The organism is Massilia forsythiae (assembly GCF_012849555.1).
GTDB classification, from domain to species: domain Bacteria; phylum Pseudomonadota; class Gammaproteobacteria; order Burkholderiales; family Burkholderiaceae_D; genus Telluria; species Telluria forsythiae.
Map to the genome: position 1 here is coordinate 1,910,878 of NZ_CP051685.1, position 15,211 is coordinate 1,926,088.

13 protein-coding genes are annotated in these 15,211 nt (G+C 68.1%); 6 read left to right on the forward strand and 7 right to left on the reverse strand.

What is annotated here, in order from left to right; translation table 11 throughout:
* Window positions 1-126: 126 nt before the first annotated feature.
* The 3 genes from tssG to tssE are packed head-to-tail and all read right to left on the reverse strand — an operon-like array spanning window position 127 to window position 3,535.
* A complete protein-coding gene (gene tssG / locus HH212_RS08300; protein ID WP_169434974.1) occupies window positions 127-1,224 on the reverse strand; it encodes a type VI secretion system baseplate subunit TssG in 1,098 nt (365 codons plus the stop codon).
* Complete coding sequence (gene tssF, locus HH212_RS08305; RefSeq protein ID WP_169434975.1) at window positions 1,188-3,029, reverse strand: type VI secretion system baseplate subunit TssF; 1,842 nt, start codon at window positions 3,027-3,029, stop codon at window positions 1,188-1,190. The genes tssG and tssF overlap by 37 nt, the downstream gene beginning before the upstream one ends.
* Window positions 3,030-3,031: 2 nt before the next feature.
* Window positions 3,032-3,535 (reverse strand): type VI secretion system baseplate subunit TssE, encoded by a 504-nt coding sequence (tssE, locus tag HH212_RS08310; protein WP_169434976.1) that lies wholly within the window; start codon window positions 3,533-3,535, stop codon window positions 3,032-3,034.
* A 221-nt stretch (window positions 3,536-3,756) separates the two neighbouring features.
* Between tssE and tssK the strand changes: the two genes are divergently transcribed.
* Together tssK and HH212_RS08320 are read left to right on the forward strand one after the other, a co-directional pair.
* Window positions 3,757-5,097 (forward strand): type VI secretion system baseplate subunit TssK, encoded by a 1,341-nt coding sequence (tssK, locus tag HH212_RS08315; RefSeq protein WP_169434977.1) that lies wholly within the window; start codon window positions 3,757-3,759, stop codon window positions 5,095-5,097.
* Between the two features lie 13 nt (window positions 5,098-5,110).
* Complete coding sequence (locus HH212_RS08320) at window positions 5,111-6,409, forward strand: hypothetical protein (protein WP_169434978.1); 1,299 nt, start codon at window positions 5,111-5,113, stop codon at window positions 6,407-6,409.
* A 191-nt stretch (window positions 6,410-6,600) separates the two neighbouring features.
* Here the strand turns inward: HH212_RS08320 and HH212_RS08325 are convergent, their stop codons facing one another.
* Window positions 6,601-8,460, reverse strand: a complete 1,860-nt coding sequence (locus HH212_RS08325; protein WP_169434979.1) for a patatin-like phospholipase domain-containing protein — start codon at window positions 8,458-8,460, stop codon at window positions 6,601-6,603.
* Window positions 8,461-8,633: 173 nt separating this feature from the next.
* On the opposite strand from HH212_RS08325, the gene HH212_RS08330 reads away from it, so the two are divergent.
* Entirely contained in the window at window positions 8,634-9,347 is a 714-nt protein-coding gene (locus HH212_RS08330; protein ID WP_169434980.1) for an MOSC domain-containing protein, read from the forward strand.
* Between the two features lie 4 nt (window positions 9,348-9,351).
* Here the strand turns inward: HH212_RS08330 and HH212_RS08335 are convergent, their stop codons facing one another.
* The gene (locus HH212_RS08335) at window positions 9,352-10,179 is read right to left on the reverse strand and encodes a TOBE domain-containing protein (protein WP_169434981.1); all 828 of its coding nucleotides are present in this window, start codon (window positions 10,177-10,179) and stop codon (window positions 9,352-9,354) included.
* A 144-nt stretch (window positions 10,180-10,323) separates the two neighbouring features.
* On the opposite strand from HH212_RS08335, the gene modA reads away from it, so the two are divergent.
* From modA to modC, 3 genes are read left to right on the forward strand one after another with little or no spacing between them, the layout of a single operon-like run.
* Window positions 10,324-11,079, forward strand: a complete 756-nt coding sequence (gene modA / locus HH212_RS08340; RefSeq protein WP_169434982.1) for a molybdate ABC transporter substrate-binding protein — start codon at window positions 10,324-10,326, stop codon at window positions 11,077-11,079.
* A gap of 9 nt (window positions 11,080-11,088) precedes the next feature.
* On the forward strand, window positions 11,089-11,766 hold the full coding sequence (gene modB / locus HH212_RS08345) for a molybdate ABC transporter permease subunit (protein ID WP_169434983.1): 678 nt from the start codon (window positions 11,089-11,091) through the stop codon (window positions 11,764-11,766).
* A complete protein-coding gene (gene modC, locus HH212_RS08350) occupies window positions 11,766-12,839 on the forward strand; it encodes a molybdenum ABC transporter ATP-binding protein (RefSeq protein ID WP_169434984.1) in 1,074 nt (357 codons plus the stop codon). The genes modB and modC overlap by 1 nt, the downstream gene beginning before the upstream one ends.
* A gap of 237 nt (window positions 12,840-13,076) precedes the next feature.
* Here modC and HH212_RS08355 read toward each other — a convergent pair whose 3' ends face one another.
* Entirely contained in the window at window positions 13,077-13,754 is a 678-nt protein-coding gene (locus HH212_RS08355; RefSeq protein ID WP_169434985.1) for a beta/gamma crystallin family protein, read from the reverse strand.
* Window positions 13,755-13,931: 177 nt separating this feature from the next.
* On the reverse strand, window positions 13,932-15,038 hold the full coding sequence (locus HH212_RS08360; protein WP_169434986.1) for an XdhC family protein: 1,107 nt from the start codon (window positions 15,036-15,038) through the stop codon (window positions 13,932-13,934).
* Between the last annotated feature and the right edge of the window lie 173 nt (window positions 15,039-15,211).

Genomic DNA, 15,211 nt, shown 5'->3' on the forward strand with positions numbered 1-15,211 from the left:
GGGCTGATGGGCAAGCGCAAGCAGGCGGATGTTTAATTCGCTGGTTTTTCCGTGACACAATTGTCCGCGAGTTTGTCAGCCGATCCAGCAGCCAACCCGGCAGCCGATCCAGCCGCGCCGGCGCCCTCACAGGGTGTTGATGCCGTAGCGCACGTCATGGCGATCGTGCTCTTGCACGCCTTCGACCAGGTAGGCATCCCAGCCCAGCCGGCCCCTGCCCTGCCCCGGCGTCATGGCGACGCTGCGCACGTCGGCCGCGCGCAATACCAGTTCGACGTCGTATTCCAGGGTCAGGCCGGTGAACATGGTCAACAGGCTTTTCAGGGCGCGCGCCGCGCGGCCGCCCGGCAGGAAAGCGCTGAAGCCGGCATGGTCGAGCGGACCGACCACCAGGCGCAGGCGCAGGTCGCGCTGCCAGATGCGGCCGCCGGCCAGCGCGCCCGCGCCCAGCAGCGCGTGTGCGCTGCCGAGCGTGGTCTGCTGCGCGGGCGGCACGTCGTACCAGCAGCCGACGAACTGGTCGATGCGGATCGGCTGGCCGAAATATTCGGACAGCACGCGCGCGATCTGCACCGCGCAGGCCGGGCGGTGGCGGATGGCGCCGGCAAAATAAGCGATCGATTCGTCCAGCACCACGCCGTCGCGTTCGTCCGCCAGGCGCCGCCGCAGCGATGTGCTGCCCAATCCGGCCAGGCCGAGCAGCAGCGGCAGGAAGCCATCCTGGCCGTCCAGGGCGTAGTGCAAGGCCAGCCGGTACTTGCGCCAGGCTTCGTAGAACAGCGCCAGCGAGCGGTTGGAAAAGGTGTCGAGCAGGGCGCGCGCGCCGTCGTCGCGCTGCTGCTGCTGGTGTTCGGCCAGGCGCTCGGTGTAATGCACCGGCAGCACGCCGTTGCTGCCCAACAAACCCATGAAGGCCGGCGTGAGGCGCACGTAGCGCAGGGTGGCCGCCTGCAGCGCCGCACCCAGCGCGCGCGGCTCCTGCGCCAGCGCCTGCTGCAGCGCACGCGGCTCGGTCGCGATCGCTTCCAGCTGGCTGGCCGGAAAGCCGAGCGCGGTCGAATTCTGGAAACGCAGGAAGCGTGCCACCAGCCCCTGCCGGGGAATGCCGTTGCGCCCGAGCCAGAGTTCGAGCAGGCGCACCGCCTGAAAATACTCGAAGCGCCAGGGTTCCTGGAACAGGCGCGCGATTACAGCAGGCTCGAAGCGCCGCTTCTGGGTGGACATTTCCAGCACTCCTCTCCGCTCTTGTTCGATACCACCGTCAACTGGGTAAAGCTGTTGGCGTGCACATACAGCGCCAGGAAGCGTTCGATGATGTGGGTGAATGCGTGGATGCCGCTGCCGACGAAAGCCTGCTCGTCGATGGTCAGACGCACTTCCACGCCGCGCACCAGGCAGGTAAACGGATTGCCGGCCAGCCAGGCGCTGGCCGGCTGCTGGGCGATGGCAGCGATGCCGCCGATCTGGCGCTGCGAGGAGGGCGAGCGCGGCAGGTCGTACAGCGCCAGCATCTCGCGCAAGGCTTCGACGCCGCCATCGGCCAGCGACAGGTGGTTCAGGGCCAGGTGCGAAATCAGGCGCCAGTGCGCGCCGTGGCCGCGCGCGAAGCGGTACGAGGGTGTCGGCTTGCGCAGGAAATGGATCAGCTGGGTGTTGGACCCGCCTTCCAGGAACAGGTCGCCGCCGGGCTGGCCATGGCCGAGCAGGGACGGCAAGTCGCGGTTGGTGCAGGTCAGTTCCAGGTTCAGCGTATCGGTCTCGACCTCGGCCGGGTCGAAGTCGATGTCGACGATCGTGATCTGGGTCTCGAACCCCGGGCTTTGCCCGGCCAGCAGTTCGTCGCGCCGCAGCGTCCAGTAGTGGCCATTGCGTTCCGGCGTCTGCGCGTGCTGGAGCGAATAGAAGGGGCAGAATTGGACGATCGATTCGCCCTGCGGCGTCTGGCGCACCAGGTTGACCGAATCGATGGCGTACACCTCGTAGCCGAAGGCGCGGCGGGCGTCGGCCAGCACCGGGTAGCTGGCGCTGGCGTGGGTGAGCCGGATCGGTTCGCCGTGCTGGCGGAACAGGTTGATCACCGGCGTGCACCCCAGCAGGATGTTATTGGTGGACAGGGTGCCGAGCATGCGCGCGGCCGCGGAATCGGGACGCAGGCCGGACAGCGCCAGGTGCAGCGTGAGCGAGCGGGCGCCCGCCGGCAGCACGGCGCACACGGCGGCCAGGTCGATGTCGAAGAAATTGAATTTTTCGGGAAAACAAAAGTATTCGGTCAGCAGGCGGTAGGCGGCGTGCGAGCGCGCCGGGAAGTCGATCAGGGCTTCGTGCTCGTCGAAGCCGACCGCGCCGAGCGGGCTGGCCGCCAGGGGGATCCAGCGGCCGCTGCCGTCCGCCTCGGCATAGGCGGCCACCGTGCGCATGAACAGGGCGTCGCGCAGCGCCGCGCAGAACGAGGGCTCGCCGTCGATGAACAGGCGCAGCTTGTGCCGGCCGAGCTGGCGCAGCGTCGTTCCTTCGCCATGGTTGACGATGGTCAGATTCAGGCAGGCGCCGGCGGCGGGCGGCAGGCGCACCGCTTCCGGCGCATCGATGATGGCGTCGAAGCCGGCCGCGCCGATGGCCAGCGGCGCGATGGCGACCGGGTAGACGGTGCGAAAGATGCAGGCGCCGCCGCGTACCGGGCGCGTGGTCATTTGCGTGCCGCGTTCCAGCACGGCGACGCCGGTCTGCTGCTTGGCGCCGGCGAAGTCGAAGCGCGCGATCGAACAGGACGGAAACGGGCGCAGGTAATGCGGATACAGCACGTCGAACAGCGCTTCGGTGAATTGCGGGTAATCGTCGTCGAGGCGCTTGGCGATGCGGGCGTTGAGCAGCGCGAACGATTCGATCATGCGCTCGACGTGCGGGTCTTCGCACACTTCCCCGCCGATGAGCAGGCGGCCGGCGATCTTCGGGTAGCGCTCGGCGAATTCGCGCAGGTTGCGGCGCAGGTAGCCGAGTTCGCTTTCGTAGTAGGGCAGTAACGGTTCCACGTTCAGGCTCCCGCGGGCGGCGCTGCCATTGCGGCCCGGCCCGCCTTGCTGATGCTGTACTGCAGCGTCGACGGTTGCAGCACGGCGTCGAAGTTGACCGCTTCCTGCGCGGCGCTGGCCACCAGCATGCCGGTGATCGAGAAATTCAGGCGGTTGATCGCGCCTTCGCACACGTCGAGCACGGCCTTGACGGTGTGCAGGCGCGGTTCATGGCGCGCGATCGCCTGCTCGATGCACGCGCAGATATATGCGCGGTCGGACGGGCTGGACAGGGACAGGTCGGCGAAATCGTTCATCCCGTAGGCCACGATCGAGCGCCCGCATTCCGGGTAGTCCTTCAGCATGCCTTCGGGGAGAACCGCGCGCGTGTTGAGCAGCGCTTCCAGGTCGCGCGCCACCGCATCCTTCAAATCCTCGACCGACATGCGCAGGACGGTGGCGCCAGTGTCATGGCGGACCGGTACGCCCAGCAACCGGTCGAAAAATCCAGGCGTGAAACCTTTCATTTGCCCTCCTGTGGCATGCGTACCGGCGGCGCCGCGTACGGCGCAAACTGCCATCTTTACATAGACTGCCGGGAAAAAATAGTTCATTTGGGCAAGCAACACCTGCGCTTGAGCGACCGCAAAATCGACCATTGTTGCGTTACCGAGGCCGGGTCAAAACGCTATGTTTGTCTTCTTGATGTAGGGCAACTTCCAACAATCCTGACAGGAGGGCAAGCGATATGAGCAGCAAAGTACTCTGGGGCGAAGGCTTGCTGTTGCGGCCCCAGCACTTCCAGCGCCAGGACGCTTACCACGAACACCGCCTGCACAAGGGCGTCAAGGCGGCCAACCCGTATGCCTGGGGCGTGGAACGGCTGCAGCTCGACCGCGACGCGCTGGCCGACAACGTGCTGCGCATCCTCGACCTGGCGCTGCGCTTCCAGGACGGCGAACTGGTGGACGCCCCCGGCAGCGATGAATTGCCGCCCACCATCGACCTGAGCCAGCTGGGGCCGGCGCAGCAGAGCGTCACCTATTACGCCGCCCTGCCCGGCCTGAAACCGTTCAACGGCAATTTCGCCCAGCCCGGGCAGCCGACCAACACGGTGCGCTTCCTGCAAGCCAACCAGGAAACCCCGGACCTGTACACGCAGGCGTCCGCGGTGCAGGTGGCGTACCTGACCAGGACCGTGCGCCTGGTGGCGGAATTCGAGCCGCGCGACGCGTACATCCACTTTCCGCTGCTGCGGCTGCGGCGCGCCGCCACCGGCGGCTTCGAACTGGACCCGGCCTTCGTGCCGCCCAGCCTGTCGGTGGAAGCGGCGCCGCCGCTGTTCCAGCAATTGCGGCGCCTGCTGGACGCGCTGCAGGCCAAGGTGAGCGCCCTATACGGCCACCACCGCGAGCCGAGCCGCAACGTGATCGAATTCCGCTCGGGCGACATGTCCTCGTTCTGGCTGCTGCACACCGCCAGCGCCGCCCACGCGGCGCTGGCACACCACTACCACCACCCGGCCCTGCATCCGGAACGCCTGTACGAACAATTGCTGGCCGTGGCCGGCGGCTTGCTGACCTTTTCCAGGAGCTGGACCCTGGCCGACCTGCCGCCCTACCGGCACGACGACCCCGGCCCCGCCTTTTTCAAGCTGCACCAGATCATCCGCGAACTGCTCGACACCGTGATCTCGTCGAAGTACTTCGCCATCGCCCTGTCCGAGGCGCGCCCGTCGTACCACCTCGGCATGCTCGATTCCGGCAAGATCGACGACAAGACCACGTTTTATATCGCCGTCTCGGCCGACATCCCCGCGCTGGAACTGGTCGACGTGGTGCCGCTGCGCTTCAAGGTGGGCGCGCCGGACGACGTCGAGAAATGTGTGCTGTCGGCCCTGCCTGGCGTGCGCCTGCAGTACGCGCCGCAATTGCCGGCCGCGGTGCCGGTGCGGCCCGACACCTGCTATTTCACGCTCGATCCGAAAGGCCAGATGTACGAGCGCATGCTGCAGGCGCAATCGATCTCGATCTATGTGCCGTCCGGCATCAAGGAATTGACACTGGAATTGCTGGCGGTGGCCGCCTGAGGATCGCGCGACCATGACGCCCCCCTCCACCATCGTCTTGCCGGGACAGCAGATTCCGGCCTGGTTCAAGAACGCCCTGATGACCGGCTTCGTGTTTTTCATTTGCTGGGGCGGCATGATTTCCTACTGGCGCCTGAACCGCAGTGCGCCGGACCTGCACGAGATCGCCTTGCACCTGCTGGCGGCGCCGGCGGCGCTGGCGCTGTGCGTGTGGGCCGGCGGCAAATGGATCCTGCCGCGCCTGGTGGCCGCCGGCAGCGCCGCGCCGGCGCCGCCGCCACGTGCGCAGGCGGCGTCTTCATCGTCTGCGGCGCCGCGCGCGGCCCTGGCGGTGCTGGCCATGGCCATGCGCTCGCCCCATGGCGCCGCGGCCGGGGAGCTGGCGCCGCCGATCGCGGCCGGCAAGGCGCGCGCCGGCCTCGATCCGGCGTTGCTGGACGACGGTTTTCCCGCCATGCGCGCGCGCAGCAGCTACGCCAGGATGGAAGCGCTGCGCGAAGACATCGCCACCTGGCTCGCCAGCCAGGGCCTCGACGAACCCCTGTTCAGCGAAGCGCAATGGCGCGCACTGGCGCTGGCCAGCGCCGTCACCAGCGACCTGGCGATGCTCGCCAGCGCCAGCCTGATGGCCGTGGAAGGCGCGGCGCCGCCGCTGCGGCTGGTACCGGTGCTGCCGCTCGAATGGCGCGCCGCCCAGCGGCGCGCGGCGGCGCTGTGGCTGGAACACCTGCTGGCGCGCTTCGGCTGGCCGGCGGCGCGGCCGGCGCTGGCGGAGCAAGATGGCATCGAGGAACTGCCCGCGCCGCTGTTCACCGGCCCGGGAAGCGGCTGCGGCGCGGACATGGCGCCGGTGACGGCGATGCTGGTGGCGTGCGGGTCGCAGACCGGCCGGGACGGCGTCGACCGACGGGGCCTCGATGATGTCCTGTCGGCTGCAGCGCGGCCGTTCGACACGATCCCCGGCGAAGGCGCCGCCGGCCTGCTCGGCACGCTGGCGGCGCGCGTGCTGGAGCAAGCCGGCGTGGTGCCTTCCGAGATCGCGATGATCGTCGCCGATACCGGGCACGCCGGCAGCCGGAAGCTGGAACTGGCGGCATTCGCGTCCAGCATGCTGCCCCAGCTCGATGCCACCGCCGACATCGCCCACGTCGGCGACGCCGTGGGCGCCTGCGGCGCGGTGCCGTTCGTGACGGCGCTGGCGCTGGCCTACCGGCACGCGCGCGAACGCATGGCGCCGGTGCTGTGCGTCGGCAATGAAGATCCGTACCGGCGCTGCGTTGCCTTGTTGATGCCGCCTTCGCCGCTGCAGTAACGATCCACTTGTGGACAAGCGCGTGGATAAGTCTGGGGCAAGCTGCGGATAAGCCGGTTTATCCAGTGGAAAAGCCCTAGGGAAAGCTGTGGAAAAGCCTGATTAAAGCCTTGGGAAAAGGCGTGGGCAAGCGTCGGACAAGTGGTGGATAACCGGCGCGGTGGGCGTAGGACTGCCGCCTGCACGGCGCCTCAGGATTGCTTCGGCGATATCACCAATTCCGGCTGCGGGCGCGGCGCATGGTCGGACAGGTTCGCCGGCCCGATCTGCGGCGGGATGGCGACGATGCCCTTCCACAGGATGTCGCCGGCCACGCGGTTGGCTTCGCTCAAGCGGTAGGCCGGCAGCGCTTGCTGCCCCTGCGCCTGCCACAGGGCGGCGTAGGACGGCGCCAGGCGGGCATCGTGCCAGGCCTGGTGCAATGGCGACAAGGTGTCCTGCAGCACGGCGGCGGTGCTGCGCATGCGCACCCAGCGGTGGTTCAGCCAGCCGTTCTGCGCGGCGACCGGATCGAGGAAGCGCTCGATCAATTGATGCGCCGCGGTGGCGCCGCTGGCGCTCATGATGCGGATCGCCTGGCGCTTCATGTCCAGGTTGAGTCCCCCTTCCGAACGTTTATGGCGGATCACTACCACGCGGTCGCGGTAGCCCGGCGTGCGTTTCAGGGCTTCGTCGCGCCAGCCGCGGACGGTGGCCAGCAGGGCGCTCAGGAAGCGCGGCAGCAGCGGTACGCCGGCGGCATCGTCGATCGCCACATACGCCGTGGTGATGCCTTCGTTGTTGTTTTCCGGGAGCGTGACGCGCGCGGTCGGACCGGCCAGCCGGCTTTGTCGATCTTCCTGCAGGTCGTCCTGCAAGGTGACGCCGAAGGTGGGGCGGGTCGGCAGGATGGCATCGAAGAAATGGATCGGGAAATTGCTGGTCAAGCCGCCATCGGAAAACCAGACGCGCAGCAGTTCGACCCCGCTGCCCGGCAGCGGCAGGGCGCGGATGCGGTACAGCGGCACCGCCTGCAGCAGCAGCGGAAAGCTCAGGCTCATGCGCGCCGCCACCAGCACCGGCAAGTCGTCGGCGGGCGGCATGAAGTGGTAATCCATTCCTTGCCGGTTGTGTTCCTGCAGCAGCGCCTGCGTGCGTGCGCCGTGGCGCGGGGCGCCGGCGTGGGCAATGAGCCAGGCGACGATCTCGGGCGGGAACAGGTGCGCCAGTTCGGAAGCGCGGAACACCAGGTCGGCGCTGGCGTAGGGCAGGCGGTGCGCGCGCAATTCGCTGACGCCGGTGCTCATCAGCGCCAGCTCGATCGGCGGCTCCGAAGCGCGCAGCTGGCCGAAGGTCAGCGGCTGGTCGAGCGGCAGGCCGGCGATCTCCTGCACCGTCGCATGCAGCCATTCGGTCAGCGCCGGCGGCTGTCCGGGACCGCTGCGCAAACCCGGGCAGATGCCGCAGCGGTTGTGGCGCAGCCCGCGCCAGGCGGAGATTGCCGCGTGCAGCACGGCGCCCAGCAGCGCGGCGGCCGCCATCGACAGGCCGAACCACAGGCCGCCCGCCAGCCAGCCGGCCATGGTGAGCGGCCAATGCCCGCCCACCAGGCCGCTGCTGACGAAGGCGCCGAGCAGCCAGGCGCTGCTGCCCAGCAGCGCGCCCGGCGCAAAATGCAGCGGCAGCGCCAGCACGATGCGCGCCGCCGCGCGCGGCCTGCTGCCGGCGTTCAGCGCCGCAGCGAGCACGCGGAAATGCGCCGACAAGTCCGTGCAGGGCTGGAATAGGGAAAACAGCCGGGTTTTACCGGCGACCGTGGCGCGCAGGCGGCGCGGCAGCTTGGCCAGCAAATAAAAGCCGTCGTCGCTGCCCTGCCCGCTCTTGCGCACGCGGTTGCGTTTGTATTGGGCGGCGGCGCTGGCGATGGCCGCCACCGCGCCCACGCTGGCGCCGCCGATCGAGCGCAAGGTAAAGCGCTTGGCCAGCCGGGCGACAAAGGCGGGATAGACCACGCCCGAGGTCACCCCGCCCTCCATCACGATATCGCATTCATCGGGCAGAAAATCCGCCATCGCCATTCTCCATGGATCACCCTGCCTGCATTATGCGACGCTTCGGCCATCGCGGTTTATCGAAACAGCAGTGCAAGCCGATCGGGCCGGCAACCGGGGCCGCGTCATGCACGCATGCCGGCGCAATGCAGCGGGTTTTGCTAAGCTGCCATTTCCAAAAATTGTTATTTTTCATGGACATCGGACACATCGAAGCAATCGCCCTGCGTTCCCTTGCCGGCGCGGCGCCGCATCCGGTCGCGTATGCCGAAGCGGTGCCGGCGCACGGCCTGCGCGGCGACCTGCATGCCGATCCGCTTTCCCCGAGACAAGTGCTGATCGCCGATGCCGGCGCCTATCGCGACCTGGCCTTGGCGCCGCACGCGCTGCGCGAAAACCTGCTGGTGAACATCGATACCGCGCGCCTGCACTCGGGAACGATACTGCAGTTCGGCACCGACGTGCGGCTGCGCCTGATGTTCCAGTGCGAGGCGTGCGGCCGGCTGGATGCCATCCGCCCCGGCCTGGCGCGCGCAGTGGGAGGGCGGCGCGGCATGCTGGCGCGGGTGCTCGCCGGCGGCGTCCTGCGGCCGGGCGACCGGGTGCGCGACCTGGGCCGCCTGCTGCCGGCCTGGTCCGACGACTGGCGGCTACGGGTGCGGCAAGTACTGGACGCAATGCCGCCCGGTGCCGTGATCGAGTACAAGCACCTGGCGCACCTGGCCGGCGTGGCCACTACCTATTGCCGCGCCTTTCCGCGCATGCTGAAGGGACTGGGACCGGGGTACGCCGCCAAGGCGGTATCGGCGCAGGCTGCGCCGGACCGGCCGCGCTGGCGTGGCGCGGGGCTGTTCGACGATGCGGCGCCGGCTTCCGGGCCGGCGCCGGCACGCCTGCCGGCCCCGTGAACGATCAGCCCGGCACGCCGACGATGACGCTGGAGGCCTTGAACATCGCCATCGCCTGCTGTCCCTCGGCCAGGCCGAGCGCCGCGGCGCTGTCGTTGGTGATGACTGCCGCCACGGTGCCGTCGCCGGGCAGGTCGAGCACGACCTCGGTATTCACCGCGCCCGGCGTCAGGCGCGAGATCGTCCCCTGCAGGCGGTTGCGCGCCGAAAAGCGCGCGCCTTCGGCATCGGTCACCAGGATCACCGACGAGGATTTGATGAGGGCGAAGGCCTGGCGGCCGATGTCCAGGCCCAGGGTTTCGGTACTCTCGCGGGTGACGATGGCGACCAGGCGCTGGCCGCCGGCGATGTCGAGCTCGATCTCGTCGTTGACCGCGCCTTTTACCACGCGGCAGACGGTGCCGAAGAACTGGTTGCGGGCGCTGGTCTTGATGTTCAGGCGGCCGATCAGGGCGAGGTCGTCGGCGATACCGGCCGCCTGGCGGTTGAGTTGCTGGACGAAATCACGGTGGACCTGCTCGACCGCCTTGAAGTTTTTGACCAGCTGCTCGCCGCGCGGCGTCAGGCGCGTGCCGCCGCCGCCCTTGCCGCCGGCCAGGCGCTGCACCAGCGCTTCGCCGGCCAGGTTGTTCATGGCGTCGATGGCGTCCCAGGCCGCTTTATAACTCATCTTGATGGCCTTGGCTGCCTGGCTGATCGACCCGGTCTCGGCGATCTTGGCGAGCAGTGCGATGCGTCCCGGGCCGCCGAAATTCTCGTCGCCCACCGTCATCCATACCGTGCCCTGCAGGGCGAAACCGTGTTGCGCACGCTGCTCGTCAGCTTGTTCCATCGATCCTCCAGCATCGGCATGCAGCCCGCAGCCCATGCCGCGCCGTAGGGATCAGCATGCCATCATGAAAAATTCGTTATATACTTCGATACATAACGTTTATTGATTCCACCCTTCGCGTGGACCACCATGGAGAACAATCCGATGAAACGCATTGCCGGCCTGCTGGCCGCTATCTCGCTGGCTGCCGGCGTTCCTGGCCTGGCACAAGCTGCCGACGTGCAAGTGGCGGTGGCCGCCAATTTTACCGCGCCCATGCAAAAGATCGCGGCGGCATTCGAGCAGGACACCGGCAACAAGGCGGTGCTGGCGTTCGGCGCCACCGGCAAGTTCTATGCGCAGATCACCAACGGCGCGCCGTTCGAGGTGCTGCTGGCGGCCGACGACGAAACCCCGGCGCGCCTGGAGCAGGAAAAGCACACCGTGCCCGGCACCCGTTTTACGTATGCCACCGGCAAGCTGGTGCTGTGGTCGGCGCGTGAAAACTATGTCGATGGCCAGGGCAAGGTGCTGCAGACCGGCAGTTTCGATCACCTGTCGATCGCCAATCCGAAGGCGGCCCCGTACGGCGCCGCTGCGGTCGAGACCCTGAAAAAGCTGAACCTGTACGAGCGCCTGCAGCCCAAAATCGTACAAGGAGAGAATATCGCGCAAGCCCAGCAGTTCGTCGCCAGCGGCAATGCGCCGCTCGGCTTCGTGGCGCTGTCGCAGGTGTCGAAGGACGGCAAGTTCACTTCCGGCTCGGGCTGGATCGTGCCGGCCTCGATGCACAGCCCGATCCGCCAGGATGCGGTGATCCTGACCAAGGGCTCGGACAACCCGGCCGCGCGTGCCCTGCTGGATTACCTGAAATCGGACAAGGCCAAGGGCATCATCCGTTCGTACGGCTACGAGCTGTAAGTTCCAGGGATGGATGAAGCGGACCTGGCGGCGGTCTGGCTGACGCTGAAACTGGCGTCGACCGTCACCGTGCTGTTGCTGGTGGCCGGTACCCCGATCGCCTGGTGGCTGGCGCGCACCCGTTCGCGTCTAAAACCCATCGTGGCGGCCACGGTCGCGCTGCCGCTGGTATTGCCGCCGACGGTGATCGGCTTTTACCTGCTGGTGGCGTTGGGGCCGAACGGCGCCCTCGGCAAGCTCACTTCCACGCTCGGCCTGGGCTTGCTGCCCTTCACCTTCGCCGGGCTGGTGGTGGCGTCGGTGCTGTACTCGATGCCGTTCGTGGTACAGCCGCTGCAGAATGCCTTCGAAGCGGTCGGCGAGCGTCCGCTGGAAGTCGCGGCGACGCTGCGCGCCGGTCCCTGGGACACGTTCTGGTCGGTGGCGGTGCCGCTGGCCCGGCCCGGCTTCGTCACCGCCGCCATCCTCGGCTTTGCCCACACGGTCGGCGAATTCGGCGTGGTGCTGATGATCGGCGGAAACATCCCGGACAAGACGCGCGTGGTCTCGGTGCAGATCTACGACCACGTGGAAGCGGTGGAATATGCGCAGGCGCACTGGCTGTCCGGCGCCATGCTGGCGTTCAGCTTCATCGTGCTGCTGACGTTATATGCCTTCAATCCCTCGTCGATGAAGGGAAGGCGCTGATGGCGGATGGGGTACTGGTCAAGCTGCGCATCGAGCGCAGTGCGTTCGTGCTGGATGTCGACCTGGCCCTGCCGGGATGCGGCATCACCGCCCTGTTCGGACCGTCGGGTTCCGGCAAGAGCACGTGCCTGCGCGCGATCGCCGGGCTGGAGCGCTCGGCCCGCGGCCGCGTCGTCGTCGGCAGCGAGGTCTGGCAGGATGCCGCGACCTTCGTGCCCACGCACCGGCGCGCGCTCGGCTACGTGTTCCAGGAAGCCAGCCTGTTTACTCACCTGAGCGTGCGCGCCAATCTCGAATTCGGGCGCAAGCGGGTACCGGCGCGTGAACGCCGCTATACCCCGGAAGCGGTGGCCGAGTTGCTCGGCATCGCCGCCCTGCTGGAACGCCGGCCGGCGCACCTGTCGGGCGGCGAGCGCCAGCGCGTGGCGATTGCGCGCGCGCTGCTGGCGTCGCCACGCCTATTGCTGATGGACGAGCCGCTGGCCGCGCTCGACGTGCGCCGCAAGGGGGAAATCCTGCCCTACCTGGAGCGTTTGCACGACGAATTGTCGATCCCGATCATCTACGTCAGCCACGCCCCGGACGAGGTGGCGCGCCTGGCCGACCACCTGGTGCTGCTGGACGCCGGCAAGGTCGTCGCGAGCGGCCCGCTGCAGGACACCCTGGCGCGCGCCGACCTGCCGCCGGCCTTTACGGACGATGCCGGCGTGGTGCTGGACACGGTCCTGGACGGCCACGAAGCCGACGACTTGTCCCGCCTGGCATTCGGCGACGGCGTGCTGCACGTCGGCCGCCGCCCGGAAGCGCCGGGCACGCGCCTGCGCTGCCGCATCCACGCGCGCGACGTCAGCCTGGCGCTGGAACGCCCGGCCGGCACCAGCATCCTGAACCTGTTGCCCGCCACCGTGAGCGCCACCACGCCTACCGACACCCCCGGCCACGTGCTGGTGCAGCTGCGCGCGGGCGCCACGCCGCTGCTGGCGCGCATCACCGAACGCTCGCGCCGCGAACTCGACATCGTGCCCGGACGCCAGGTATGGGCGCAAATCAAAGGCGTGGCGCTGCTGGGTTGAAAAGCGGCTGCATTTCGCGCATTTCGGGGTCAGAGCACAATTCGGGGTCAGAGCACTTTGCCAGGAAATGGCTGCCTTGAACGCTTTACTCCATGCTGCCAAATGCCGGTGATCGAATCGGCCAATTTGTCGCTTTGCAGACGAAATTGACCTGCAAAGCGGTGGCCCAATACTGCTGGGCTACTGTTCTATAAAGCGCTCTGACCCCGCATTCTGCTCTGACCCCGAATTGGGGTGTCAGCGCACGCGGCGCATCGAGGAGATGCGGTGGTCCAGCTGGTCCAGGAAGGCGTAGCGGCCTGGGCCGTAGACCACGCACTGGCCGCGGAAATCGGCGTGTTCGCAGAATTCCCAGCGGCCTTCGCGGATGACGATCGAGCCGGCGCGGTCGTTGAAGTCGCCCAGCAGGCGGGCGTCGCCGGACAGGCCGATGCGGTCGCCTTCGAAACGCGCGGCGGAAAACATCTGGACGGCGTCGCCGCGTGGGCCGCGGTCGTCGCGGTAGGCGCCACGGCGGTCGTCACGATCGTCACGGTCGCCGCGCCAGCCGGGGCCGCGGTCGCCGCGCCAGTCGCCGCGGCGGTCGTCACCGCGATCGCCGCGGCCGCCGCGCGTGACTTCACGCACCGACGAGATACTGTCGTTGAAGCGCGGCAGCGCGCGGTATTCGCCCGGGCCGAACTCGGCGCACTGGCCGCCGTAGCCGGCGTGTTCGCACACTTCCCAGACGCCCGAGCGCACCACGATGCTGGAGGTACGGTCGTTGAAGCCGAGGCGGCCCAGGTCGGGCGTGTCGCGCTGCACCGTCACGCGGGCGCCGCGGAAATCGTTGTCCGTGAACAGGGTCAGCTCGCCGGCGAGGGCGGCTTGGGAACATACCGCCAGGACGGCGGCAGCGGCAAACAGGCGTTTCATGGCTACTCCATTTCGTGTTGATGTTTGCGCCCGTGCAGCGGCGCCTGCCCGGTTAACGCGGCCAGCCGCCGACGGGCAGACACCTTCTTGTAACAAATTTCTACATGGATAGCCAACGAGATTGAACCCGGCGCGTCCAGGAGCTGGCACTGCACGGGCCGGTGCTGCGCGAACCGCTCAAGCCGCCCGCAGCGACTCTTGCTGCGGGCCCAGCCCGGCATTCGCCTGCAGCGCCGCACGCGCATCGCTGCGCCCCTCCGGCAGGTGCGCCAGCGGATGCGGATTGGCCGGCAGGTTGGCGGCGCCCGCCTTGCCGGCTTCCACCGTCATCTGCTGCGGCAACGGCACCCCGTTCTTGACGGCGGTGAGCTCGGCCAGGATCGAGATCGCGATCTCGTACGGCGTCTTGCTGCCGATATAGATGCCGATCGGGCCGTGCAGCTTGGCGATCTGCGCGTCGCTCAGGTCGAATTCGCGCAGGCGCTCGCGGCGGCGCGCGTTATTCACGCGCGAGCCGATCGCGCCGATATAAAAGGCATCGGTCTTGAGCGCTTCCATCAGCGCCATGTCGTCCAGTTTCGGGTCGTGCGTCAATGCGATGACGGCGCTGCGGCTATCCAGCTTCATGCCCAGCACGACGTCGTCCGGCATCTCGTGCACGACTTCCACGCCGGGCAGGCTCCAACTGCCGCGGTATTCCTCGCGCGGGTCGCACACGGTCACCTGGTATTCCAGGCCGGCCGCGATCTGGGCCAAAAATTGCGACAGCTGGCCGGCGCCGATGATCAGCATGCGCAGGCGCGGCCCGTGGATCGTGACCAGGGTGCGCCGGTCCATCGTCAACTGCTCGTCGGCACCGCCGCCCTCCAGCGTGACTGCGCCGCTGGCCAGGTCGAGCGTCCGCCGCGTCAGCACGCGCCGCTGCGCCAGCGCCAGCAGTTCGCCGATGCGGCTGTGCTCGGCGAGCGGCTCGACCACCAGCTGGATGGTGCCGCCGCACGGCAGGCCGAAGCGATGCGCCTCGTCGGCGCTGATGCCGTAGGTGAGCACTTCGGGCGCGGCGCGCACGATGCCGTGTTCGCGCACCGCCGCGATCAGGTCGTCCTCGATGCAGCCGCCGGAGACCGAGCCGACCACCAGGCCGTCCGAGCGGATCGCCATGGTGGCGCCCTGCGGACGCGGACTCGAACCCCAGGTGCGCACCACGGTCACGTATTCGCAGCGGTAGCCCGCGCGCAACCACTGGTCGCAAGCGTGCAGCACTTCGAGATCGATACTGTCCATTCCCATTCCCCGGTCAAAGCTCGATATTGTCGAATCGTTACCGGCAAATCCTAACGCAAATCGGAAAATGCCGGCTGACGGTCGCGTGCGGACGTGCCGCCGCATGCATGCGCCGCCGCCAGGCGCACGTCGACGGCCGGCGCCGGCACGGGTCAACCGCCTCGGCGTTGTCG